Raw genomic sequence first — 20,995 nt, 5'->3', positions numbered from 1 at the left:
CGCGCGGCGGCCGCTACTCGGGGTCCCCGGCCACCCTCGCGTGCAGGTGCTGGTCGTGCCAGCCGTCGGCGTGCAGGAGGGCGCTGCGCTGCGTGCCCTCGTAGCGGAAACCGGCGCGCTCCGCGACCCGGCAGGACGCGGGGTTGGCCGTGGAGTGGCACAGGCGCAGGCGGTGCAGGCCCAGGTCGTCCAGGGCCCACCGGGTGAGCCGGCGGACCGCCGCGACGGCGAGCCCGGCGCCACGGGCGCGGGGCAGCAGCCAGTAGACGAGTTCGGCGCCGCCGCCCGCCAGGTCCACGTCGTTGAGCCCGACGAGTCCGGCCGCCTGGCCGTCCGGCCGGGCGAGGGCCCACACCGCGCCGGTCTCGGCCCGCCACCGTTCGTGCATACGGGCGATCCGGGCGCGGGCCTGCGCGGCATCGGCCACGGTGAACAGGTTCCACCGCCGGATGCCGGGATCCTGCCCGGCGGCGAGCAGCGCCTCGGCGTCCTCCGGCCGCCAGGGCCGCAGCCGGAGACCGTCCGGCAGGGCCAGCACGGGCTGCGCGCGGCCGGCCATGCGGCCCGCCGGTACGACGTCGGGTATGCCGGCGTCCGCCCGGCCCGCGAGCACGGCACCGGGCGCGCCGGCGTCCGCCCGACCGTCGGGTACGACGTCGGGTATGCCGTCGCTGGAGATCATTCCGGCATCCTCGCACAGGCCGGGGCGAGGTGACCGCTACGGGGGATCTCCCCTTGTGCCGGAACGCGGTTCACGGGCGGCGCCGGCTGAACGGCGAGCAGCGGATGGTTCACAGCGCTCCGCGGGCGGACGTCTTGCACGTCGTGGCCACCCGGGCACGCCACTGGATACTGGGCTTCTGAGGTCCCACGCACGCGAGCGCGGGCGAGCGGGTAACGGCGGCTCTCGCTTCCGCCGCTTGGACTGCGGTCTGCGTAGTAAGAGGTCCCTTGCGGGCGGGGACGCTGCGGCAGACGATCATCCATTGGCGGCGGTCGGGCCCGTGTCAGCAAGCACCGTTGCGCTACTGGCCCCGCGGCAGGCGGTGCAGGGTCACATCCGTGAGCGATCCGTCGGTCACCGTCGCGGTGAGGTAGGTGCAGTGGGGCTGGCCGCGGCGGTCGGTCGGGGAGCCGGGGTTGAGCAGACGCAGGCCGCCGGGGGCGGTGGTGTCCCAGGGGATGTGGCTGTGCCCGAAGACCAGGACGTCCAGGTCCGGGAAGCGGGCCGCGCACCGGGCCTCGCGGCCTGGGGCGGGGCCGGTCTCGTGGACCACGCCGAAGCGCAGGCCGCCCAGTTCGGCACGGGCCACCTCGGGCAGCCGGGCGCGCAGCTCGGGGCCGTCGTTGTTGCCGTACACACCGATCAGCCGGCGGCTGCGGCTCTCCAGGAGGTCCAGGGTGGCGGTGTCGACCCAGTCCCCGGCGTGGAACACGACGTCGGCGTGCGGGAGTTCGGCGAGCAGCTGCTCCGGGAGCCGCTTGGCCCGCTTGGGAAGGTGGGTGTCGGACATCAGCAGGAGGCGCACGCCGTCAGCCTAGTGCCGCGACGGCGCCGGCGGGGTCAGGGGCTGTCCGCGCGCCGGGGGCGGGGCAGGGACGGCGGAGTCGGGGAGGGCGAGGGCCGCCCGCACCCGACAGTGAGCGTTTTCTACCATCCCTCACAGTCGGCCACTCACAATCCGGAGCAATGGATTCCGTAACCGTCCGAAACCTTGCCGTTGCCCGGAGGCCACCCTATTCTCGCGGCGCGGAAAGCGCTTTCCCGCGTTCGGCTGAGTACGGCACCACCAGAATCCGAGCCGCGTCCGGCGGCGAACGACCGAGTGGGAGACGACGATGAGACGACCAGTCGCCATGCGACTGTACGCGGCCCTGGCCACGCTGGGTGTGGCCGCCGCGACCGGGATGGTCGTGGCGATCCCCGAGCGGGCGTCGGCCGCCGTCGGAGGCGCGACGGGATACGCGACACAGAACGGCGGGACCACCGGCGGCGCGGGCGGGCAGACCGTGCGGGCCACCACCGGGACCGCGATCCACGCGGCCCTGTGCTCCCGGGCGAGCAGCAGCACCCCGATCACCATCCAGGTCGAGGGCACCATCAACCACGCCAACACCAGCAAGGTGTCCGGCGGCAGCTGCAACACCGCCGACGGCGTCATCGAGCTGAAGCAGGTCAGCAACGTGACCATCGTCGGGGTCGGCGGCGGGGCCGTCTTCGACCAGCTGGGCATCCACATCCGCGAGTCCCGCAACATCGTCGTCCAGAACGTGACGGTGAGGAACGTGAAGAAGTCCGGCTCCCCCACGTCCAACGGAGGTGACGCCATCGGCATGGAGAGCGACGTCCGCAACGTCTGGGTCGACCACGTGACACTGGAGGCCTCGGGCGGGGAGGACGAGGGCTTCGACGGGCTCTTCGACATGAAGGACGGCACCCAGTACGTCACCCTGTCGTACAGCATCCTGCGCGACTCGGGTCGGGGCGGTCTCATCGGGTCGAGCGAGAGCGACCTGTCGAACAGCTACATCACGTTCCACCACAACCTGTACGAGAACATCGACTCGCGCGCTCCGCTGCTGCGCGGCGGCACGGCCCACATGTACGACAACCACTACGTGCGCCTGAACAAGTCCGGGATCAACTCCCGGGCCGGCGCCCGCGCCAGGGTGGAGAACAACTACTTCGAGGACTCCAAGGACGTCCTGGGCACCTTCTACACCGACGAGCTCGGCTACTGGCAGGTCGCCGGCAACACCTTCGACAACGTGACCTGGTCCAGCCCGGGCACCGACAACCACCCGGCCGGCCCGAATCCGCAGTCCACCACCACCGTCAGCATTCCCTACGCCTACACGCTCGACGCCGCAGGTTGCGTGCCGGCCATCGTGAGCCAGACGGCGGGCGCCGGCAAGGGGCTGCGCGTCTCCGACGGCACCTGCACACCGCAGACACCGACACCCACACCGACGCCCACGCCGACCCCGACCCCCACGGCGACGCAGCCCGGTGGGACCAACCTCAGCATCGGAGCGGGCTCCGACGGCTCCGGCAAGGCCGACGGCACGAGCTACGGCAACGTGCGCGACGGTGACCTGAACACCTACTGGTCGCCGGCCGGCACGACCGGATCGATCTCCATCAAGTGGGGCTCGCCCACCGCCATCTCCTCGGTCGTCATCCGGGAGACGGCGGGGGCCGCGGGCCGCATCGGCTCCTGGCGCGTCCTCAACGGCGACACCGGCGCGCTGCTCACCTCCGGCAACGGTGCGGGCGTCATCCCCCTCCCCCGGACGACGCTCTCCAAGGTCACCTTCCAGATCACCGGCGCGAGCGGCACCCCGCAGGTCGCCGAGTTCGAGACGTACGCCGGGTAGGGCCGCGCACCGGCGTTCGCCGACTCCCCGGTCGCCGCGGTGCCCCGACGCCCAGGGGCGGCCGGGGCGTACGGCTACTGGCCGGCGGGCGCCGGTACGAGGCCGTCCGCGACCAGACCCGCGAGGACCGCCTCACCGAGGGCGCGGACGGCGGACAGGGGGCGGACCATGACGGTGAACTCCTTGATCCGGCCGTCGTCGTCGAAGTGCAGCAGGTCGACGCCGTGGATCTCCCTGCCGCCCGCCGTGGCCCGGAAGAGCAGCACCGCGGAGGCGGCGGACGTGTCGTCGGCGCTGGTCCGCGCGGTGCCGGTGTAGTGGCCGAGGTAGCGGAAGTCCTCGAACGTGCGCAGCAGGACCTTGAAGAGGCCCCGCACCATCGGCTTGCCCTCGAAGGGGGTGAACTTCACCGGGCTGTAGAAGCGGATGTCGTCGGCGAACAGGTCGTCCAGCGCCGCGAGGTCACGGCGGTTCACGGCAGCACGGAAACGGTCGGCAGTGGTCACGGCTTCCTCACCCTCATAGTCATGAATGTGACTAGTCATTTTCATGACTATCATGGTCCGAGCATTCGTGACAGAGGCAGGCGAGGAGACGGCCCGATGGCACTACGGCACGCCGTGCTGGCGGCACTGCTCGACGGGGAACTCAGCGGCTACCAGCTGGCCAAGGCGTTCGACCTCGGCGTGGCGAACTTCTGGTACGCCCAGCCGCAGCAGCTCTACGCCGAGCTGACCCGGCTGGAGAAGGACGGGCTGATCGCGGGCCGCGAGGTGGTCCAGCGGTCCCGGCCCACCAAACGCCTGTTCCGGGTGACCGAGGCCGGGCTGGCGGAACTGGGAGAGTTCACGGCCTCCTCCGCGAAGCCCTCCTTCATCCGTGACGACCTGCTGGTCAAGGTCCAGGCCGCCGACCACGTCGACCCCGAGGCCCTGATCGCGCAGCTCTCCGAACGCGCCGCCTTCGCCCAGGCCAAGATCGAGCTCTTCGGCAAGCTGCTGCGCGGCGTGCGCGGTGACCGTACGGAGGAGGAGTTCCTGCGCCACGGCGACCGCGTCGGCCCCTATCTGACGTGCCTGCGCGGCCTCGCCTTCGAACAGGGCAACCGTGACTGGTGCGAGCGCACCATCGCGGTCCTGCGGGAGAGGCTGCAGGCCCATGCCCGGCACTGACGTGACGTACCGGCGCTACGTGGCCCTGGGCGACAGCCAGACCGAGGGCCTCGGCGACGGAGACGACACCGTCGGCCTGCGCGGCTTCGCCGACCGGCTCGCCGAACACCTCGCACGCCACAATCCCGGCCTCGGGTACGCCAATCTCGCCGTACGGGGCCGCCTCGCCGCGCGGATCCACGCCGAACAGCTCGCGCCCGCCCTGGCCCTCCGCCCCGACCTGGCCACCGTCGTCGCCGGCGTCAACGACCTCCTCCGCCCCCGCTTCGACGCCGACCACGTCGCCGGCCACTTGGAGGCCATGTTCGCCGCCCTCACCGCCCAGGGCGCCCGCGTCGCCACGCTCACCTTTCCCGACCTCGCCCGGATCACGCCCCTCGCCCGTCCCCTCACGCCACGCGTCACCGCCCTCAACCGGCGCATCCGCGAGGCCGCCCGCCGCCATGGCGTCGCCGTCGCCGAAACCGGCCACCACCCCGTCGTCGCCGACCCCCGTCTGTGGAGCCACGACCGGCTCCACGCCGGTCCTCTCGGCCACCAGCGCATCGCGGACGCCCTCGCCGACGCCCTCGGCCTGCCCGGCGCCGACGACACCTGGACGCGCCCCCTGGCCGGGCCGGCGACACCCGCGCCGGCCGGCCTGCGCGCGGCCGCCGGCGAACTCCGATGGGCCGCCGCCTTCCTCGGCCCCTGGCTCGGCCGGCGCCTGCGCGGCCGTTCCTCCGGCGACGGCCACACCGCCAAACACCCACTCCTCACCCCCGTGGGCGCCACGACCACACGGTGAGGAGGTCCTGGGCAGGGGTGTTCCCCGCCCCTGCCGTCAGGAGGGGCGCTCCTGCCCGTGCCGCGCGTCCTCCTCGTACGTGATGCCGTGCCGGCCGGCGATCCGGTTCAGCCGGGCCGGGTCGAGCCGGCCGTCGGCCATGAGGCGGGGGCCCGCCTCGACCATGTCCTCGACGAAGCACTCCCAGCCGCCCGGTGACGAGATCTGCAGCACGCGCGGCGGGCCGTCCGCGCCGGGGCGCAGGGCGTGGGGTATGCCGCGGGGCAGCAGCGTGAACCCGCCCGGGCCGAGCGTGTGGGTGCGGTCCCCGATGGTCACCAGCAACTCGCCCTCCAGTACGTAGACGCTCTCGTCCGCGAGGTGGTGGGTGTGGCGGGGAATCGGCCGGTCGAGGACGACTTCGAGCAGCGAGAAGCGGCCTTCGGTGTCGGCGGTCGTGGCCTTGACGGCGTAGGCGGGCGGCAGGGGCACGCGGCCCGGCCGTGCCTCGCCTGCATCCAGCAGCAGGAAACGGTCGTACGCCATGAGGTGTTCGTTCCTCTCCTCGGGAATCAGGGGTTGTCGGGGGGCTCAGCGGGGCTGCCGGACCCCGCGTCGCCACAGGGCGGTCACGTTTTCCAGGGCCGACACGTCCCGCGTCGGGTCGCCGTCGACAAGGAGCAGGTCCGCGCGCAGACCCGGCGCGACGCGGCCCCGGTCGGCCAGGCCGAACCGGTCCGCCACCGCGCTCGTGGCCGCGGCCAGCGCCTCCTCGGCACGCAGGCCGCCCGCCCCGGTGAGCAGGGCCAGCTCGCGGTGCAGGCCCGAGCCGTGGGCCGGCGCGAACGGGGTGGCGTCGGTTCCGGCGAGCAGCGGGACACCGGCCCGGTGCAGGGCCCGCAGCGCCCCGACTGCGTTGGCGTAGTGGCCCGGGTGCGCGCAGCCGGCGGTGTCGGGCTGTCCTGCGTCGATCGCTTCGAAGTAGGCGAGCGTGGTCACGACGAACACGCCCTGCTCGCGCACGCGGCGGGCGAGCCGGCGGGACGCCGGGTCCTCGGGCGGGACATCGGCCCACACATGGGCGAGGCCATCGACACCCGCGTCCAGCGCGATGGCCGCCTCGGAGGCGGTGATCGCGTGGGCGACGACCCGCAGCCCGGCGTCGTGCGCCGCCGCGGTGAGGGCGGCGGCGGCCTTGAAAGTCATGGCGGGCAGGTCGGTGCCGTGCACCGTGCCGTCGTCGATGACGATCTTCAGGAAGTCGGAGCCCTCGGCGAGCCGGGCCGCCACGAACCCCGGGGCCCGCGCCGGGTCGGTGACGGTGTCGATCTCCGTCACGTCGTCCGGATCGAGCACCGTACCGGTCAGTGCCGCGATCAGCTGCGTCGGGTGCCCGCCCGGCGCGGTCGCGATCGTGCCCGCGCTGCGCAGGTCGGCCACGTCGTCCCGGTCGGCCGCGAGCCGCCGGTGCCGGGCCAGTGGGCGCGGCAGGCAGAACATGTCGATCTCGGTGGTGACCCCGTACCGCAGGGCCTCGGCGAGACTGCCGTCGAACACATGGGTGTGCGCGTCGATCAGCCCCGGCAGCAGTGTCCCGCCCCGCCCGTCGACCTCGGCGTCGGCCCGGCCGCCCGCCTCGGTGCCGACCGCGGCGACGATCCCGTCCTCCACGACCACATCGGTGATCCCCCGGATGTGTTCGCCGTCGAACAGCCGGGCGCCGTGGATCCGCGTACGCATGGTGAAGCCTCCCTCTGGTCGTCGCGGAGGCCCTTCCTCCCCGACGGCACCACAGAGCGGACTCCCACCGGCCGCTGTGACATCGGCGCCCGTGTCCGTGGTGTGGCTCACACCCGGCCGCGTCCGTGTCACACTCGCGACGCGACGGACCTCTTCGGTCGGAAAACAGTCCGGGGCACAGGAGGAGCAGATGACCCCCACACCGCCGGGGTGTCCGGCCGAGGACACCGTCACCGAGCAGTTCCTCGACCACCGCGAGCTGCTGTTCTCGGTGGTCTACAACATGCTGGGCAGCGTCGCCGACACCGAGGACACGCTCCAGGAGGTGTGGCTGGCCTGGGCCGCCCGCCACCGCGGCCCCGGCGCCGAGCCCGTCGACAACGCCCGCGCCTACCTCACACGTGTCGCGGTCAACCAGGCCCTCGCCCGCCGCGCCCGTCTGAGCCGCCGCCGGGAGACATATGTGGGCCCGTGGCTGCCCGAGCCGCTGCTGGTCGGGCGGGACGACGCGTCCGAGGGCGCCGAACGCGCCGAGGCGCTGTCGATGGCAGTCCTCGTCGTTCTCGAGACGCTGTCGCCGTTGGAGCGCGCCGTGTTCGTGCTGCACGAGGTGTTCGGCTTCGCCCACCCGGAGATCGCGCGGATCCTGGACCGCTCGCCCACCGCGGTGCGCCAGCTAGCTACCCGCGCCCGACGTCACGTCCAGGCCCGCCGCCCGCGTCACCGGCCCCCTCGGGAGCAGCACGCCCGGGTCACCGAACGCTTCGCCGAAGCCGCCCTGGGCGGGGACCTGCGGGCTCGCCTCGAAGTCCTCGCCCCCGATGTGACGCTGTGGACCGACGGCGGCGGCAAGGGCCCGGCGGTCAGCCTCCGGCCGGTGCACGGCCGCGACCGGGTCGCCGCCGTGTTCACGGCGGTCGCCCGTGCCCTGCCGCCCGAAGGCGTCGACGTCCGGTACCGGCTGGTGGCCGGTGACCCGGGGGCCCTCGTCTTCTCCGGCGGGAGCCCGCTCGCCGTCGTGGTGGTGGACCTCGCCCCGGACGGAGAGCACATCGCCGGCGTCTTCTCGGTCACCAACCCCGACAAGCTCACCGGCATCCCCGCTCCCCGCGCGTGACGGCCTGTGCCCAGGCGGCTAGGCGGCTCGCCCCGTCAGGCGGCGCAGGCCGCGGGTGGTGCCGAGCAGGGCAGCGCCGGCGCCGAGGGCGGTGGCCGCGGGGTGCCGGAGCAGGGTCTCCTGCCAGGAGCGGCCGTGCGCGCTGTCGTCGAAGGCGCCGTGCGCGCCCTGGTCGTCGGCGGGTGTGCGGTCGACCGGTTCGAAGAGGTTGTCCAGGTGGGCCGGCGGGACGCTGTCGGTCTGCTGGGAGTCGAAGCCGGTGCGGGCCAGATAGCGGTCGAGCAGCGCCGGGACGAGCCGGTTGGCCCAGATGGTGGCGACGGTGGAGGCGCCGACGTAGTACTGCTTGCGGCGCGGGTGGTCGGCCGCGTACAGCACGCCCCGGGCGGCCACCTCGGGCTGGTAGATCGGCGGGACCGGCATGGGGTGCTTGGCCAGCCGGGAGCGGACCCACTCGAACTGCGGGGTGTTGACGGCGGGCATCTGGGCGACGGTGATGTGCACGCCGCTGCCGCGGTGCAGCAGTTCGGTGCGCACGGAGGAGGTGAAGCCGTTGATGGCGTGCTTGGCCCCGCAGTACGCCGACTGGAGCGGGATGGACCGTTCCCCGAGCGCGGAGCCGACCTGCACGATCGTGCCCCGGTCGCGGGGCAGCATGCGCTTCAGGGCGGTGCGGGTGCCGTTGACGAAGCCGAGGTAGGTGACCTCGGTGACCCGCTTGAACTCCTCGGCGGTGATCTCCTCGAACGGCGCGAACACCGTGGCGAACGCGCAGTTGATCCAGACGTCGACCGGTCCGAACGCCTGCTCCGCGGCGTCGGCCGCCGCCTCCAGCTGCGCCGGGTCGGCCGCGTCCGCGGCGTGGACCAGGGGCCGTCCGCCGAGCGCCGCGACCTCGTCGGCAGCCGCCTGGAGGCCGCCCTCGCCGCGCGCGACCAGGACGACGTCGGCGCCGCGCCGGGCGTACAGGCGGGCGGTGGCGCGGCCGATGCCGGCGCTGGCGCCGGTGATGACGACGGTGGGGGGCATGGTCCTTCTCCTCTTCCAGCACGATGTCCGGCACGGTGTCCGGCGTGGTGTAGGGCGCGGTGTACGGCCTGGTGTCCTGCGCCTTCGTTTCACTCCGTCCGGTACGGCGCCGCCCTGTCTTCGGCGAGCGTGAGGCCGAGCCCGGGGGCCCCGTCGGCGCCCGGGGTGACGCTGCCGCCGGCCGGGTCGAGGACGCCGTCGAACAGCAGGCGCTCGATGCGGACGTGGTCGTGGAACCACTCCAGATGGCGGAGGTTGGGCACGGCGGCGGCAGCGTGGGCGTGGGCGTGCGGCGCGCAGTGTCCGGAGATGTCGGTCCCGCGCGCGTGGGCGAGCGCGGCGACGCGCAGCCAGACGGTGATGCCGCCGCACCGGGTGACGTCGGCCTGGAGGCAGTCGACGGCTCCGGCGGCCAGCATGTGCTCGAAGTACGGCAGGGTGTAGCCGTATTCGCCGGCGGCGACGTCGAGCGGGATCCGGTCGCGGAGGCCGGCGAGGACGGTGAGGTGGTCGGAGGAGACGGGTTCCTCGAACCAGGTGACCCCCTGGTCGGCGAGCGCCCCCGCGATCCGTACCGCCTGGCCTCCGGTGTAGCCGCCGTTGGCGTCCACGTACAGCTCGGCCGTGTCGCCGATGGCCGCCCGCGCTCGGGTGACGCGTTCCAGGTCGCGGTCCTGCCGGGTGCCCCACGACTCCCCGATCTTGATCTTGACGCGGGGGATGCCCTGTTCCTCGGCCCAGCCGCGCAGCTGGCGTTCCTGCCGGCCGGCGTCGTAGGTGGTGAAGCCGCCGCTGCCGTAGACCGGCACATCGGTGCGGGCGGCGCCCAGCAGGTGGACGAGGGGCAGGCCGAGCAGGCGGGCCTTGAGGTCCCACAGGGCGATGTCGGCGGCGGCGATCGCCTGGGCGGCGAGGCCGGGCAGCCCGGCGTTGCGCACGGCCCGGCACATCAGTTCGTTGGCGCGCGGCACGTCGTACGCGGACAGGCCGGTGACGGTGCCGGCGAGCAGTTCGCGGACGAGGTGGGCGGTGGCGGCGGGCGCGTAGGTGTAGCCGAGCCCGGTGGTGGTGCCGGAGCGGGCGGTGACCAGGACGAGGGTCGTCTTGTCCCAGGCGAGGGTGCCGTCCGCCTCGGGGGCGTCGGTGGGCACGGTGTAGACGGCGGTCTCGACCGTGTCGACGGCCGGCTGGTCGTTCATGCTCACCTCCCGGGCCGGCGCAGTCCGCTCACCGCGGCGGCGGTGCCCGCGGCGAGGGCGGCCACCAGGGCGGCGGTCGCCCAGCCGGCCGCACGGGACGGCTCGGCGGGGCGGACGGCCAGCCGTTCGGGCCGGTCGCTGGGCAGGTTGCCGTCGAGGGCGAACGCCAGGGCCTCGGCGAGGTGCAGGGCGCGGCGGCCGGTCGCGCCCTGTTCGATCTGGGTGCGGCAGCTGAAGCCGTCGGCGATGACCAGGCTGTCCGGGGCGGCGGCGCGTACGGCGGGCAGGACGCCCAGTTCGCCGACGGCCATCGACACCTCGTGGTGGCCGCGTTCGAAGCCGAAGTTGCCGGCCAGGCCGCAGCAGCCCTCGTCGAGCACCTCGGCGTCGAGGTGGGCGCGGCGCATCAGTTCGCGGTCGGCGTCGAACTTCATGACGGCGTGCTGGTGGCAGTGGGTCTGCACAGTGGCGTGCCGGGCCAGTCGCGGCGGCCGCCAGTCGTCGGGGGCGTGGTGGACGAGGTGTTCGGCGAAGGTGCGCACCTGCCCGGCCAGCCGCTGGACGTCCTGGTCGCCGGGCATCAGCTCCGGGGCGTCGGTGCGGAAGACGGCCGTGCAGGAGGGTTCCAGGCCGATGACGGGCGTACCGGCCTCCAGGTAGGGCCGCAGCACGCCGAGGGTCCGGGTCAGCACCTTCTTGGCGGTGGCGAGCTGGCCGGTGGAGATCCAGGTCAGTCCGCAGCAGACGGGTTCGGTGGGGACGGCGACGTGGAAGCCGGCGTCCTCCAGGACGCGGACGGCGGACCGGGCGATGGCGGGGTGGAAGTAGGTGCTGAAGGTGTCCGGCCACAGGACGACCGTGCGCGGGTCGGCCGGGTCCGGCTCGGGGCGGTCGCGGGAGCGCCACCACTGGACGAAGGACTCCTCGGCGAACACCGGTGCCGCGCGGGCCGGGTCGACGCCGGCGAGCCGCTTGCCGAGGCCGGCCAGGCCGGGGGCGTGCAGCGCGGAGTTCACCAGCCGGGGCGCGGTGCGGCTGAGCCGGGCCCACAGCGGGAGCCAGCCCATGGAGTAGTGGGCCATGGGGCGTTTGCGGCCCGCGTAGTGGTGGGAGAGGAACTCGGCCTTGAGGGTGGCCATGTCGACGCCGGTCGGGCAGTCCGACTTGCAGCCCTTGCAGGCCAGGCAGAGGTCGAGCGCGTCGTGGACCGCGGTGGAGCGCCAGCCGTCCTCGATCACGGAGTCCGGGTGCCCGCCGAGCATCTCGAACAGCAGCCGGGCCCGGCCGCGGGTGGAGTGCTCCTCCTCCATGGTGGCCCGGTAGGAGGGGCACATGACGCCGCCGGTGTGGCCGCGGCAGTTGCCGATGCCGACGCAGCGCATCACGGCGCGCTTGAAGGAGTGTTCGTCCTCGGGGAAGCCGAAGTGGGTGGCCGGGGTGGCGGGCCGCCAGGCGGGGCCGAGCCGCAGTTGTCCGTCGACCGGGTTCGGGTGGACGACCTTGCCGGGGTTCATCCGGTTGCCGGGGTCGAAGAGCGCCTTCAGCTCGCCGAACGCGGTCATGAGCCGCTCGCCGAACATCCGGGTGAGCAGTTCGCCCCGGGACTGGCCGTCCCCGTGCTCGCCGGACAGGGAGCCGCCGTAGGAGGCGACGAGGTCGGCGGCGCGCTCCGTGAACCGCCGGAAGACGGCCACGCCGTCGGCGGTACGCAGGTCGAAGGGGATGCGGGTGTGCACACAGCCCTGCCCGAAGTGGCCGTACAGGGACGGGTGGTCGTAGTCGGACTCGGCGAACAGGCCCTTCAGGTCGCGCAGATAGTCGCCGAGCCGTTCGGGCGGTACGGCGGAGTCCTCCCAGCCCTCCCAGGTCTCGCGGTCGTCCGGCGGGCGGGCGGTCACGCCGAGCCCGGCCTCGCGGGCCTTGAGCATCTTCTGCTCGCGTTCGGGGTCGTCGGAGAAGGCGACGTTCCGGTCCTTCTCGTCGCGGCCGAGGGCGTGCAGCAGCGCGTGCGCCTGTTCGTCGACGTCCTCCTGGCTGTCGCCGCTGTACTGCACCATCAGCCAGCTGTCGCCCTCGGGCAGCACGGCGAGCGAGTCCAGATAGGCGCCCTCCGCGCGCATCAGCTGGGCCATCCGGTCGTCCAGGGCCTCCAGTTGGGTGGGGTTGCAGTGCTCCAGCAGGCGGGGTACGTCGTCGGCGGCGGCGCAGATGTCGTCGTAGCCGAGGACGAGCAGGGACTGGTACGCCGGCACGGGGACGAGGTCGAGTTCGGCGCGCAGGACGGTCACCAGGGTGCCCTCGCTGCCGACGAGCGCCTTGGCCACGTCGAAGCCGTTCTCGGGCAGCAGGGAGTCCAGGTTGTAGCCGGAGACGCGGCGCGGGATCTTCGGGTAGCCGCGGCGGATGTCGGCGAGGTACTCGGTGGCGATGCGGTCCAGGCCGGCGTAGATCCCGGCGAGCCGGCCGCCGCCGGCGATGATCCGCTCCCGCTCGTCGGGCGGGGTGGGGCCGACCCAGGCGCGCTGCCCGTCGTAGGTGAGGATCTCCAGCCGGCGGACGTTGTCGACGGTCTTGCCGTAGGCCTGGGCGGAGGCGCCGCAGGAGTTGTTGCCGATCATGCCGCCGAGCGCGCAGTGGCTGTGGGTGGACGGCTTGGGGCCGAACTGGAGCTTGTGGCGGGCGAGTTGCCGGTTGAGTTCGTCCAGGACGATGCCGGGTTCCACCACGCAGGTGCGCCGTTCGGGGTCGACGGAGAGCACGCCGGTGCAGTACTTGCTCCAGTCGATCACCACGGCGGTGTTGGTCGTCTGCCCGGCGAGGCTGGTGCCGCCGCCCCGGGAGAGGACGGGGGCGTCGAAGCGCGCGCACACCGACACCGCGCGGGCGCCCGCCTCCACGGTGCGGGGCACGACGACACCGATCGGGGGCTGCCGGTAGTTGGAACCGTCCGTGGCGTAGGCGCCGCGGCTGCCCGCGTCGAAGCGGACTTCGCCGTCCACCTCGGCGTGGAGAGCCGCCTCCAGGCCGGACCTGTCCGCAGGGGTCATCAGCGCTCCTTGGGTTCACCGACGTGCTGGCCTGTCCGAGGTCCGGCGAGTACCCCCGCAAACAGTCAGCCAAAACTGAACAGTCTCAACTGGACAGCCAAGGCTGTCGGTCATAGCCTGGCGCGTATGGCCGACATCTCCGACTCCTCCGCCCGCGCCGCCCGCGATCTGCGCGTGGTCTTCAGCAGGCTGCGGCGCCGCATCCGCGAGGTCGCGCAGGACACCGACCTCAGTCCCTCGCAGGAGTCGGCGCTCACCCTCGTCGGCAAGCACGGCGCGGCCACGGCCAGCGCCCTCGCCGCCGCCGAGGGCGTGCGCCCGCAGTCCATGGCCGTCACGCTGGCCGCGCTGGAGCGGCACGGGCTGATCCGCCGGGCCCCCGACCCCGACGACGGCCGCCGCCAGCTGGTCACCCTGACCGACACCGGCCGGGCCCGCGTCGAGGGCAACCGGCAGCTGCGCGAGGAATGGCTGGCCCGCGCCTTCCAGGACCGTTACACCGAGGAGGAGCGGCGGACGGTCCTCGCGGCGCTGGAGCTGCTGGAGCGGCTGTCCGCGCCGTGACCCGGGGCGCACGGCACCGACCGGTGTGCCGTCCGGTCACGCACTGTCCCGGCCGCGATGCCCCCGGCCGGCCGTCTCCTCGGCCGGTTCATCCCCGTAACACCCGAAAGGCCTGACCGACCCATGTCGCTCACCACGCTCGACCCCCGTACCGCCCTCGTCGCGATCGACCTGCAGAACGGCATCGTGGCCATGCCCACCCAGCCCCGCCCGGGCCCCGAGGTGGTCTCCCGCACCGCGGAACTCGCCGACGCCTTCCGCTCGCACGGACTGCCCGTGGTCCTGGTCCGGGTGTCCTTCGCCGCCGACGGCGCGGACGCCGTGCCCGGCCGCACCGAACGCCAGGCGCGCGGGCTCGCCCTCGCCGAGGGCTGGGACGAAATCGTGGACGAGCTGTCCGGCCACCCCGGCGACATCCGTGTCACCAAGCACAACTGGAGCGCCTTCCACGGCACCGACCTGGACGTCCAGCTGCGCCGCCGGGGCATCACGCAGATCGTGCTGACCGGCATCGCGACCAGCATCGGCGTGGAGTCCACCGCGCGCGACGCCTACGCGCACGGCTATCACGTCACCCTCGCCACGGACGCCATGGCCGACGCCGACGGCGAGGCGCACGCCAACAGCGTGCGGCGGATCTTCCCGCGGCTCGGCGAGACCGGCACCACCGCCGAGATAACGGAGCTGCTGGCGAAGACCCGCGGCTGACCTCCGGTCGCTTACGGGACAGGGGCCGTCAGTCCTCGCCGCGCACGATGGTGTCCTCGGTGTCCGGGTCCGGCCGCCGCCCGGTGGCGCGGTCCAGGACCGCGGGGAGGCACGTGCGCACTCCCCGGTCCCGGCGTCGGCGGGCCCGGGCCCAGCCGGTCTCCGCGTAGGGCAGGGCCGGTTCCGTTTCCGCGTGCGCGGTCATGTCGTTCCTCGTCCTTCCGTGTCCCGCCCGTGGCGGGAACTGTCGCCGGGACCGCCGCGGGCCCGGCGGAGTGATCCGTGTCCGGGTGCCCGGCCGGGGCCCCGGGCGTCCGCCCCGCGGGCCGGTCCCGCCGGGGAGCCGCCGGGCGGTTCCGGCACCGTGCGCCGGGCCGTGCCCGTGCCGGCTCAGGTCCGGCCGCCACCGCCACCGCCGAAGGACCCGCTCGACCCAGGCGTCCAACGGGGACGGCTCTGGTCGGCGGCACGCTTGGTGCCGACGTTGCCGAGCTGGTGCGGGGTGAGGCGTTCGCTCCCGTCGGCGGCCCGGGGCACCTCGTCGGGCTCCCGGACCTCGCGGGTCTCGTGCACCGGTCCGCCCGGCGGCATCTTGGGCTGCTCGTCCGGGCGCGGCGGCGCGGGCTCCCGCTCACGCACCTTGGCACCCAGCCGGAAGGCCCAGATGATTCCCGCGACGAGGGCCACTCCGGCGATCAGGATCAGGACGTATCCGAAAGCCTGCGCGCCCGTGGCCGCTTGGTACATGGCAGTGTTCATGGACGCCGGGTACCCGGGGCCGGGCGGCGGATGCCTGGTCCGGCGGCCCTACGGCGCTCCGTCCTGCTCGTCGGCCGCCGCGCGTTCCACCTCCGCCTCGACCTCGGCCCGGGGCCGGCCCGTCTCCCGGGCGTACTCGCTCACCGCCGTCTGCACATCGCGGGCGAGGTCACGCCAGGCGCGCAGGGCGGTCTCGTAGGTGCCCGCCTGGACGCCGGTCAGCCGCTGCTCGGCCGGCGGCCCGTAGGCCTCCCGCAGCTCCTGGACCTGGGCCTGGGCGGCGTCGGCCGCGCGCTGCTTCGCGACCAGTTCTTCGAAGGTGTGCGACACGCCAACCGACCTTAGGCAGCTTCGGCGCTCTCGCCCAGAGCGACCTGCCGGAAGTGGCCGCAGCCGCACCCGAGTGGCGGGTCAGCCACCGGTCACCAGCTCCGCCCACACCTGTTTGCCGCCACTGACCGGCACCGTGCCCCAGGCCGCCGACACGGCCTCCACCAGCAGGATCCCCCGGCCCCCGGTGGCCTCCCAGCCGATGCCGGCCGGTTTCACGGGGCTGCGCGGGGAGCAGTCGGTGACGGCGAGCCGCAGCCGGTGATTGGCCAGGTTGAGGTCGAGCCGGACCTGGCCGCCGGTGTGCACGAGGGCGTTGGTGACCAGTTCGGAGACCACCAGCAGGGCCGCGTCGACGGTGTCCCGGGGCAGCTGCCAGGCGCGCAGGGTGCGCCGGGTGAAGCGGCGGGCGTGCCGGGCCGCCTCCGGCACCCGCCACACCGTCCAGCTCTCCCGCAGCGGGCGTACGGCCATGCCGTCGTAGCGCATCAGCAACAGGGCCACGTCGTCGTCGCGCTGGGCGCCGGTGAGCAGGGCGTCGGCGACCAGGCCCAGGTGGCCGGGGTCGGCGGCGGCCAGCTCGCGGGCCAGCCGGTCCATGCCGGTGTCCAGGTCGAGGCCGGGCGACTCCACCAGGCCGTCGGTGGTCAGCGCGATCACCGTACCGGGCAGCAGGCGCAGCGGGGTCATCGGGTACTCGGCACGGTCGAGCACACCGAGCGGCGGGCCGCCCTCGCACCGCACGATCTCGGCGGTGCCGTCCGGGTGGCGCAGCACCGGATGCGGGTGGCCGGCGCGTACGCACCAGGCGGTGCCCTGTTCCATGTCGACGTCGACGTAGCCGCAGGTGGCGAAGAGGCCGGTCTCCATGTCCAGCAGCAGCCGGTTGGCGTGCGCGACGACCACGTCCGGGGGGTGGCCCTCGACGGCGTAGGCGCGCAGCGCGGTGCGCATCTGGCCCATCAGGGTGGCGGCGCCCGCGTTGTGGCCCTGGACGTCGCCGATGACGAGGGCCACGTGGTGGTCGGCGAGCGGGATCACGTCGTACCAGTCGCCGCCGACCTCCAGGCCGGCCGTGGTGGGCAGATAGCGGGCGACGGCGGTCCCGCCCGGCAGCCGGGGCAGCCGGCGGGGCAGCAGGGTGCGCTGGAGCATGCCGACGAGTTCGTGCTCGGCGTCGAAGGCGTGGGCACGCAGCAGGGCCTGACCGGTCAGCGCGGCGCACGCGGTGAGCAGGGCGCGTTCGTCGGGCGGGAAGTGGTGCGGGCGGTCCCAGCCGATCAGACAGGCGCCGGCCATCCGGCTGCCGGCGGGCAGCGGCAGTACGGCGAGGCCGCCGGGGCCGACCTCGCCGAGGGCGGGCTCCAGCGCCGAGCCGGCGGGCCAGATCCGGGCGCGGCCCGCGCGCAGCGCGGAGGCCAGGGTGGGCATGGCCCGCACCGGGGCGTCGGGCCACTCGGTGCGCCATTCGCTGCGCCAGACCTCGGGCCAGGCCTCCGGTTCGGGCGGGTCGAGGACGGTGACGACCAGCCGGTCGTTCTCCAGCTCGGCCAGGGCGATCCGGTCGGCCTGGAGGGGTTTGCGCAGGGCGGCGACGACGGCCCGGCCGACGTCCTTGACGGTGCCGGCGGTGGCCAGGGAGGCGGCCAGCCGCTGTACGCGGGCGACGTCGGTGCGGTCGGAACGCAGGGTGGAGGCGTCGACGACGGTGCCGACGAGCCGGGCGGGGCAGTCCTCCCCACGGGGCAGCAGCCGGCCGCGCAGCCGCAGCCAGCGGGGCGGGCCGGCGGGCTGCAGGATGCGGAACTCCAGTTCGCGTTCGCCGATGGTCATGTGGTCGGCCTCGACCACGGACATGAGCGCGGGCAGGTCCTCGGGGACCGTGCGGGCGAGCAGGGTCTCCACCCGGCCGTCGAAGGAGTCCGGGGCGATCCCGAACAGCCGCAGGAGCTCCGCGCCGGCCTCCATCCGGCCGGTGTCCATGGCCAGGCTGAACGCGTCGGCGGCGAGCTCGCCGGTGTCGGCGGCGACGGCCGGGGCGGGTACGGGGATCGCGCGGGCGATCAGCTCCAGGCAGGCGCGGTCATCGGCACCGAAGCCGCCGGGGCGTTCCCCGACGACCAGCAGACAGCCACCACCCGGCGAACCGAGCGGCAGAACGGCGAGGGCGAGGCCGGGGGGTGGGGTGGGGCCGGTGAGGTCGGGGGGTGGGGCGGCCCCGGCGGGGGTGGGGGGTGGGGTGGCTGCGGCAGGGGCGGGAGGCGGGGCCGAAGCGGAAGGGGCGGAGGGTGGGGCGGGCCCGGCGGGGGCAGCGGGCGGGGTGGTCCCGCCGGGGGTGGAAGGCGGGGCCTCGGCAGAGTCGGACGGCGGGGCGGCTCCGGCAGGAGCAGGAGGCGGGGTGTCCCTGGCGGGGTCAGCGGGCGGGGTGGCCCTGGCAGGAACGGGAGGCGGTGCGGCTCCGGGAAGCCCGGGGGCAGGGGCGGGAGATGGGGTGGCACCGGCCGAGTCCGACGGCGGGGTGGCCCCGGCAGGAGCAGGGGGCGAGGTGACCCCGGCAGAGTCGCACGGCGGGGCAGCTCCGGAGGGAGCGGGAGGCGGGGCGGCCCCAGCAGGGCCGGAAGCCGAAGCGGCTCCGGGGAGCCCGGGGGCAAGGGCGGGAGACGGGGTGGCACCAGCCGAGTCCGACGGCGGGGTGGCACCAGCAGGAGCAGGGGGCGAGGTGACCCCGGCAGAGTCGCACGGCGGGGCAGCTCCGGAGGGAGCGGGAGGCGGAGCGGCTCCCGCGAGGCCGGGGACGGAAGCGGGAGGCGGAGTGTCCCTGGCGGGGGCAGCGGGCGGGGTGGCACCAGCCGAGTCGGACGGCGGGGCGGCTCCGGCAGACGCGGGAGGCGGGGCGGCCCCAGCAGGGGCGGAAGGCGGAGCGGCTCCGGAGAGACCGGGGGCAGAGGCGGAAGGCGGGGCGGCACCGGCCGAGGCCGACGGCGGGGTGGCCTCGGCAGGAGCGGGAGCCGGGTTGGTTTCGGTGGGGTCGGGAGGTGGTGGGGTGGGGGTGAGCCAGCGGGGTCGGCCGGTGCGGTGGGCCTCGGCGACCGGGGAGGTGCCGGACGTCGGGTAGCCGTCCGGCAGCCCGTACAGGGTGCGGGGCAGTCCCGCCGACTCGGCGAGGCGCAGCAGCGCGGGATCGTCGCCGGGTACGTACACACCGGCGAAGGAGGCCCCGGCGAAGACCAGTGCCTGTTCCAGGATGCGGCGGAGCCGGTCGGGATCGGCCGGGGACGCCTTCAGCGAGGCGAGGGCGGCTTCGGCGCGCTGCGGCGCCGTTCCCGCTGCGCCGATCGCGGCGCCCTGTCTCACCACCTCGCCATTACAGCGCGGGTCGACGGCCCGCGCAGCCCCTGTGCGCGGGCCCGGTCTCCCCCCTCGTCCGGCCGCCGCCGCTTCCCGCCCGGCCGCTCGGACCGGCTCCGCCCGGATCACCGGGAACGGCCCGGACGGAGACGTGCGGTCGGGTACGGCTCCCGCGGCGGATCAGGACGTCTGCGGAGCCTCCCGCTGGAACCTCGCGTAGAGGTACGCGGTGTCCTGGCTGCCCTCGGGAACGTCGAAGTTGGGCTTCGACTCCTTTTGCCCCGGCTTTCTGAAGCCGGTGATCTCCACGCTGTACTTGTTTCCGTCGATGAACACCGTTTCGGGCTCGTGGATCGCTTCCCATTGGACCGTGTCGTTCGGGTGCGAACTCTGGTTGGACGTCTCGTCGTGACGTAAATTGACCGTGAAGTCGTGGTTGAGGTTCCCGTTCTCGAAGTGCACCCGGATCGCGAGGTACACCCAGAACTGCGACTGTCCCGAAAGGAAGATCGGGTAGTTGTGGTGCGTGAACTCGCCTATCGGGAATTCCCGGCCACCCAGGTTCGCCTCCATTTCATAGTCCAGGAAGTCATAGCCACTCAGAGCACCGCCGGGCGTGGCGGGCTGCCCCCACCTGATCTGACTGGTGTTCACACCCGTCAGACCGGGAAGGTCCACACTGGCCCCCGTGAACACGCCGGTGGTCTTGATGAGCCCCATTGCGGGATTCCCCTTCCCCTGGGCTGCGCAGAAAAAATTTCCTGCCGTTTCGTTCCCGGGTTTCCGGGAACAGGTCGACGCCACTCTATGAGACGGAGACCGGGGTGACGAAACGAGAAAACAGGACAAACGGAAATCCGCTCATCCCGGGTCCTTGGTCGGGATGACGAACAGCTTGGTGACCGAGCCGTCGTCGCCGACGACATCCCGGACGTGGCGGAAGCCGAGGCGGCGGCACATGGCCAGGCTGGCGGTGTTCCCGGCGCCCACCATGCCGTACGCCTCGGTGAGTCCCAGGTTGTCGGCGGCGTGCCGGAGCAGGCCGCGGACCACCTCCCCGCCCAGGCCGCGCCCCCAGTACGCGGGGACGAGCGCGGTGACGAGTTCGTGGCCGTCGACGTTGCCGGTCGGCTTGACCTCGGCGTGGCCGACGTAGCGGCCCTCCAGCCACAGGCCCCACACGTCGAACCGGCGCTGGGGATAGACGTCGGTGAGGATGGCCCGGAACAGCTCGCGGATCTGCGGTTCGGGCACGAGGTCCTGCCCCATCCAGCGGCACACCTCCTCGTCGCGCAGCAGGGCGACGAAGACGTCCTCGTGTTCGGGCCGGTAGGGGAGGAAGTCCAGGCGCTCGGTGCGCAGGACGGGGGTCTCGGGTGTCATGGCGGGCTCCTCGGGAGTGATGCGGTGCGGCGGGGCCGAGGGCGGTGGGGCGCCGGTACGCGGCTTGTGCGTGTGTGGCGGCTTGTGTGTGTGGGGGGGTGACCGGGCCGGGCCGGCATGGGGCCGGCCCGGCGGGTCCTTGGCGGTACGGCGGTCAGGCGCCGGCGTTCTCCATGCGCTCGCGCAGGCTCTTGGGCCGCATGTCGGTCCAGACCTCATCGACGTAGGCGGAGCACTCGGCCTCGGTGCCCTCCTTGCCGACGGGCTGCCAGCCGGCGGGCACCTCGATGTCGACGGGCCACAGGGAGTACTGCTCCTCGTCGTTGCGCAGCACCTGGTAGCGGGTGTTCTCGTCCATGTCGTCTTCCTTCGGTCGTCCGGTGTGCGGATGGGTGTGCGGTGGCCGGGGACGGGTGGGTGGTGAGCGGGGGCCGTGGGGGGCGCGCCGGCGGTGG

The 20,995-nt window shown here is 73.8% G+C and carries 20 protein-coding genes and 2 pseudogenes; 6 read left to right on the top strand and 16 right to left on the bottom strand.

The genetic code is table 11. The features are described from left to right. Positions 1-13: 13 nt before the first annotated feature. Positions 14-682, bottom strand: coding sequence for a GNAT family N-acetyltransferase (locus IE251_RS26650; RefSeq protein ID WP_189755545.1), 669 nt, complete (start codon positions 680-682; stop codon positions 14-16). A 343-nt stretch (positions 683-1,025) separates the two neighbouring features. Continuing rightward, positions 1,026-1,529 carry a metallophosphoesterase family protein gene (locus IE251_RS26645; protein WP_189755544.1) on the bottom strand — a complete coding sequence of 168 codons (504 nt, stop codon included), beginning with the start codon at positions 1,527-1,529 and terminating at the stop codon, positions 1,026-1,028. A gap of 310 nt (positions 1,530-1,839) precedes the next feature. Between IE251_RS26645 and IE251_RS26640 the strand changes: the two genes are divergently transcribed. Further along, complete coding sequence (locus tag IE251_RS26640; RefSeq protein WP_189755543.1) at positions 1,840-3,378, top strand: pectate lyase family protein; 1,539 nt, start codon at positions 1,840-1,842, stop codon at positions 3,376-3,378. Positions 3,379-3,452: 74 nt separating this feature from the next. Here IE251_RS26640 and IE251_RS26635 read toward each other — a convergent pair whose 3' ends face one another. After that, positions 3,453-3,923, bottom strand: a complete 471-nt coding sequence (locus IE251_RS26635; protein ID WP_189755542.1) for a nuclear transport factor 2 family protein — start codon at positions 3,921-3,923, stop codon at positions 3,453-3,455. Between the two features lie 57 nt (positions 3,924-3,980). Between IE251_RS26635 and IE251_RS26630 the strand changes: the two genes are divergently transcribed. Then, complete coding sequence (locus tag IE251_RS26630) at positions 3,981-4,550, top strand: PadR family transcriptional regulator (RefSeq protein ID WP_189755541.1); 570 nt, start codon at positions 3,981-3,983, stop codon at positions 4,548-4,550. Then, on the top strand, positions 4,537-5,337 hold the full coding sequence (locus IE251_RS26625; RefSeq protein ID WP_189755540.1) for an SGNH/GDSL hydrolase family protein: 801 nt from the start codon (positions 4,537-4,539) through the stop codon (positions 5,335-5,337). Before IE251_RS26630 ends, IE251_RS26625 begins: the two co-directional genes overlap by 14 nt. 36 nt (positions 5,338-5,373) lie before the next feature. Here the strand turns inward: IE251_RS26625 and IE251_RS26620 are convergent, their stop codons facing one another. Further along, entirely contained in the window at positions 5,374-5,862 is a 489-nt protein-coding gene (locus IE251_RS26620) for a cupin domain-containing protein (RefSeq protein WP_189755539.1), read from the bottom strand. 45 nt (positions 5,863-5,907) lie between these two features. Then, complete coding sequence (locus IE251_RS26615) at positions 5,908-7,056, bottom strand: amidohydrolase family protein (protein ID WP_189755538.1); 1,149 nt, start codon at positions 7,054-7,056, stop codon at positions 5,908-5,910. A gap of 190 nt (positions 7,057-7,246) precedes the next feature. On the opposite strand from IE251_RS26615, the gene sigJ reads away from it, so the two are divergent. Beyond that, on the top strand, positions 7,247-8,173 hold the full coding sequence (sigJ, locus tag IE251_RS26610; RefSeq protein ID WP_189755537.1) for an RNA polymerase sigma factor SigJ: 927 nt from the start codon (positions 7,247-7,249) through the stop codon (positions 8,171-8,173). 18 nt (positions 8,174-8,191) lie between these two features. Here sigJ and IE251_RS26605 read toward each other — a convergent pair whose 3' ends face one another. From IE251_RS26605 to IE251_RS26595, 3 genes are all read right to left on the bottom strand, one after another. Beyond that, positions 8,192-9,202 carry an SDR family oxidoreductase gene (locus IE251_RS26605; protein WP_189755536.1) on the bottom strand — a complete coding sequence of 337 codons (1,011 nt, stop codon included), beginning with the start codon at positions 9,200-9,202 and terminating at the stop codon, positions 8,192-8,194. An 89-nt stretch (positions 9,203-9,291) separates the two neighbouring features. Then, complete coding sequence (locus IE251_RS26600; RefSeq protein ID WP_189755535.1) at positions 9,292-10,401, bottom strand: enolase C-terminal domain-like protein; 1,110 nt, start codon at positions 10,399-10,401, stop codon at positions 9,292-9,294. Positions 10,402-10,403: 2 nt separating this feature from the next. Next, a complete protein-coding gene (locus IE251_RS26595) occupies positions 10,404-13,448 on the bottom strand; it encodes an FAD-binding and (Fe-S)-binding domain-containing protein (RefSeq protein ID WP_189755534.1) in 3,045 nt (1,014 codons plus the stop codon). A 126-nt stretch (positions 13,449-13,574) separates the two neighbouring features. On the opposite strand from IE251_RS26595, the gene IE251_RS26590 reads away from it, so the two are divergent. Together IE251_RS26590 and IE251_RS26585 are read left to right on the top strand one after the other, a co-directional pair. Continuing rightward, the gene (locus IE251_RS26590; protein ID WP_189755533.1) at positions 13,575-14,012 is read left to right on the top strand and encodes a MarR family winged helix-turn-helix transcriptional regulator; all 438 of its coding nucleotides are present in this window, start codon (positions 13,575-13,577) and stop codon (positions 14,010-14,012) included. Between the two features lie 123 nt (positions 14,013-14,135). After that, complete coding sequence (locus IE251_RS26585) at positions 14,136-14,720, top strand: isochorismatase family protein (protein ID WP_189755532.1); 585 nt, start codon at positions 14,136-14,138, stop codon at positions 14,718-14,720. A gap of 28 nt (positions 14,721-14,748) precedes the next feature. Here IE251_RS26585 and IE251_RS26580 read toward each other — a convergent pair whose 3' ends face one another. The 8 genes and pseudogenes from IE251_RS26580 to IE251_RS26550 form a co-directional block, all read right to left on the bottom strand. After that, positions 14,749-14,925, bottom strand: coding sequence for a hypothetical protein (locus tag IE251_RS26580; RefSeq protein ID WP_189755531.1), 177 nt, complete (start codon positions 14,923-14,925; stop codon positions 14,749-14,751). A gap of 185 nt (positions 14,926-15,110) precedes the next feature. Continuing rightward, positions 15,111-15,479 (bottom strand): DUF6479 family protein, encoded by a 369-nt coding sequence (locus IE251_RS26575; protein WP_373302052.1) that lies wholly within the window; start codon positions 15,477-15,479, stop codon positions 15,111-15,113. A gap of 48 nt (positions 15,480-15,527) precedes the next feature. Next, positions 15,528-15,809 carry a hypothetical protein gene (locus IE251_RS26570; protein ID WP_189755530.1) on the bottom strand — a complete coding sequence of 94 codons (282 nt, stop codon included), beginning with the start codon at positions 15,807-15,809 and terminating at the stop codon, positions 15,528-15,530. Positions 15,810-15,890: 81 nt separating this feature from the next. Further along, positions 15,891-17,981: pseudogene (locus IE251_RS26565) on the bottom strand (SpoIIE family protein phosphatase); the annotation flags it as partial. A gap of 873 nt (positions 17,982-18,854) precedes the next feature. Beyond that, positions 18,855-19,163 (bottom strand): annotated as a pseudogene (locus tag IE251_RS41235) (SpoIIE family protein phosphatase); the annotation flags it as partial. A 174-nt stretch (positions 19,164-19,337) separates the two neighbouring features. Continuing rightward, on the bottom strand, positions 19,338-19,877 hold the full coding sequence (locus tag IE251_RS26560; protein WP_189755529.1) for a choice-of-anchor K domain-containing protein: 540 nt from the start codon (positions 19,875-19,877) through the stop codon (positions 19,338-19,340). Positions 19,878-20,018: 141 nt separating this feature from the next. Continuing rightward, the gene (locus tag IE251_RS26555; RefSeq protein ID WP_189755528.1) at positions 20,019-20,540 is read right to left on the bottom strand and encodes a GNAT family N-acetyltransferase; all 522 of its coding nucleotides are present in this window, start codon (positions 20,538-20,540) and stop codon (positions 20,019-20,021) included. 154 nt (positions 20,541-20,694) lie between these two features. Continuing rightward, positions 20,695-20,898 (bottom strand): MbtH family protein, encoded by a 204-nt coding sequence (locus tag IE251_RS26550; protein WP_014676677.1) that lies wholly within the window; start codon positions 20,896-20,898, stop codon positions 20,695-20,697. Between the last annotated feature and the right edge of the window lie 97 nt (positions 20,899-20,995).

Origin of the sequence: Streptomyces eurythermus (genome assembly GCF_014649115.1) — a bacterium.
GTDB lineage: Bacteria > Actinomycetota > Actinomycetes > Streptomycetales > Streptomycetaceae > Streptomyces > Streptomyces eurythermus.
Note: the sequence above shows the minus strand (reverse complement) of the source record. Positions and strands in the feature narration are given on the sequence as shown.

Bases quoted from the DNA above. Each gene is read 5' to 3' on its own strand.
- IE251_RS26650 (WP_189755545.1), bottom strand. From the start codon at position 682: ATGATCTCCAGCGACGGCATACCCGACGTCGTACCCGACGGTCGGGCG.
- IE251_RS26640 (WP_189755543.1), top strand. From the start codon at position 1,840: ATGAGACGACCAGTCGCCATGCGACTGTACGCGGCCCTGGCCACGCTG.
- IE251_RS26635 (WP_189755542.1), bottom strand. From the start codon at position 3,923: ATGACTAGTCACATTCATGACTATGAGGGTGAGGAAGCCGTGACCACT.
- IE251_RS26630 (WP_189755541.1), top strand. From the start codon at position 3,981: ATGGCACTACGGCACGCCGTGCTGGCGGCACTGCTCGACGGGGAACTC.
- IE251_RS26625 (WP_189755540.1), top strand. From the start codon at position 4,537: ATGCCCGGCACTGACGTGACGTACCGGCGCTACGTGGCCCTGGGCGAC.
- IE251_RS26620 (WP_189755539.1), bottom strand. From the start codon at position 5,862: ATGGCGTACGACCGTTTCCTGCTGCTGGATGCAGGCGAGGCACGGCCG.
- IE251_RS26615 (WP_189755538.1), bottom strand. From the start codon at position 7,056: ATGCGTACGCGGATCCACGGCGCCCGGCTGTTCGACGGCGAACACATC.
- sigJ (WP_189755537.1), top strand. From the start codon at position 7,247: ATGACCCCCACACCGCCGGGGTGTCCGGCCGAGGACACCGTCACCGAG.
- IE251_RS26605 (WP_189755536.1), bottom strand. From the start codon at position 9,202: ATGCCCCCCACCGTCGTCATCACCGGCGCCAGCGCCGGCATCGGCCGC.
- IE251_RS26600 (WP_189755535.1), bottom strand. From the start codon at position 10,401: ATGAACGACCAGCCGGCCGTCGACACGGTCGAGACCGCCGTCTACACC.
- IE251_RS26595 (WP_189755534.1), bottom strand. From the start codon at position 13,448: ATGACCCCTGCGGACAGGTCCGGCCTGGAGGCGGCTCTCCACGCCGAG.
- IE251_RS26590 (WP_189755533.1), top strand. From the start codon at position 13,575: ATGGCCGACATCTCCGACTCCTCCGCCCGCGCCGCCCGCGATCTGCGC.
- IE251_RS26585 (WP_189755532.1), top strand. From the start codon at position 14,136: ATGTCGCTCACCACGCTCGACCCCCGTACCGCCCTCGTCGCGATCGAC.
- IE251_RS26580 (WP_189755531.1), bottom strand. From the start codon at position 14,925: ATGACCGCGCACGCGGAAACGGAACCGGCCCTGCCCTACGCGGAGACC.
- IE251_RS26575 (WP_373302052.1), bottom strand. From the start codon at position 15,479: ATGAACACTGCCATGTACCAAGCGGCCACGGGCGCGCAGGCTTTCGGA.
- IE251_RS26560 (WP_189755529.1), bottom strand. From the start codon at position 19,877: ATGGGGCTCATCAAGACCACCGGCGTGTTCACGGGGGCCAGTGTGGAC.
- IE251_RS26555 (WP_189755528.1), bottom strand. From the start codon at position 20,540: ATGACACCCGAGACCCCCGTCCTGCGCACCGAGCGCCTGGACTTCCTC.
- IE251_RS26550 (WP_014676677.1), bottom strand. From the start codon at position 20,898: ATGGACGAGAACACCCGCTACCAGGTGCTGCGCAACGACGAGGAGCAG.